The organism is Bacillus sp. 7884-1, assembly GCF_002272245.1.
Classification (GTDB): domain Bacteria; phylum Bacillota; class Bacilli; order Bacillales; family Cytobacillaceae; genus Neobacillus.
The window spans coordinates 1-1,189 of the sequence record NZ_NPDD01000143.1 but is presented as its reverse complement, the minus strand read 5'-3'; the positions used below and the strand labels follow the sequence as shown (position 1 = coordinate 1,189).

Below are 1,189 nucleotides of genomic sequence, written 5' to 3'. Positions count from 1 at the left end.
GACCAAGGCACCTGCGCTTTTCTTTTTAATCTATTTTACAAATTTCCGTAGAACAGTCCTCACAATCAATTTCATTTTTTAGATAATCCAAATCATGAATGGTAATGGACCCTTTATCGATTGAAATGATGCCTGCTTTTCTTAAATCACCTAGTAATCGATTGACTACTTCCCGTGATGTTCCACAAAAATTAGCCAATTCTTGATTGGTTAATGGAAGTTCAATTAAGATTTCTTGATTGGTTTTTATGCCATAACTATTAGTAATTCGAATGAGTGTCGAATATAACGCTCCTTTTTTGCCATGCAGGAAAAGGTCTCTAAATCTGGTCTGCGTTTTCCGATACTGCATACTCATCCATTTCATAAATTCAAGCGAGAGAGCATTGTTGTTTGCAAGCTTCGCCTCAAGAACATCCTTCATAATAACAGCTACTTCGCCGCTTTCAGCAACGCGTGCACTTAATAAATACTTTGGTGCAGGAGAAAATAAATCAAGTTCTCCAATAAAGTCTCCTCTTGAACACATTCTTAGTGTAAGTTCGCGCCCATCAGGGATAATCTTGCTGATTTGAATGATTCCACTTTGAACGATATATAATTCATTTGCTGTGGAACCTTCCTGGAACAGAAAAGTGCCTTTTTCAATTTTCTTCATATGGTGAACCGTATCAAACAGTTGTGTTAACTTTACAGGAATTTCTTTTATTGACTGCATAAGAATAACCACCTTTAAAGGGGTAGATAATACTATAATTATATTGAAAACTAAGCTTATATATCAATGATTGTGGCATAAGATCATACAATCGTCAAAAATTAGCTGTACATTACATAATAATTCCTTTAATGACCCTGGATTAAATGGAAATAATAAAGATGTACATGAAAAGGAGGGACAAAAATGGGTCAAAACCGACAGTTTAAATCAGGAAAAAAAGCACCTAATAATGGCGTATATTTAGAAGTGGGTGACACAGGAGATAATGTCAATAAACCTAAGATGATAAAGCTTAAAGCAGGAGACAGGTTTCCAGAAACATCAAATGACGACCGTGTTTGGACTTACCAGCGTAAACCTTAAACTAAACGAATGGGTGTGTTAAAGGTAAATGTTGATCTTAGAACACTGGTGATTTGTGTGGAAGGCGCGAGACTCCTGCAGGAGGACGGGACAGGGGAGACCCCG

The 1,189-nt window shown here is 36.8% G+C and carries 2 protein-coding genes; one reads left to right on the top strand and one right to left on the bottom strand.

Translation table 11 applies throughout. The features are described 5' to 3' along the window. Positions 1–25: 25 nt before the first annotated feature. On the bottom strand, positions 26–718 hold the full coding sequence (locus tag CHI06_RS16885; RefSeq protein ID WP_095249797.1) for a Crp/Fnr family transcriptional regulator: 693 nt from the start codon (positions 716–718) through the stop codon (positions 26–28). Positions 719–904: 186 nt separating this feature from the next. Between CHI06_RS16885 and CHI06_RS16880 the strand changes: the two genes are divergently transcribed. Further along, on the top strand, positions 905–1,084 hold the full coding sequence (locus CHI06_RS16880) for a YjzC family protein (RefSeq protein WP_095249796.1): 180 nt from the start codon (positions 905–907) through the stop codon (positions 1,082–1,084). Positions 1,085–1,189: the final 105 nt, after the last annotated feature.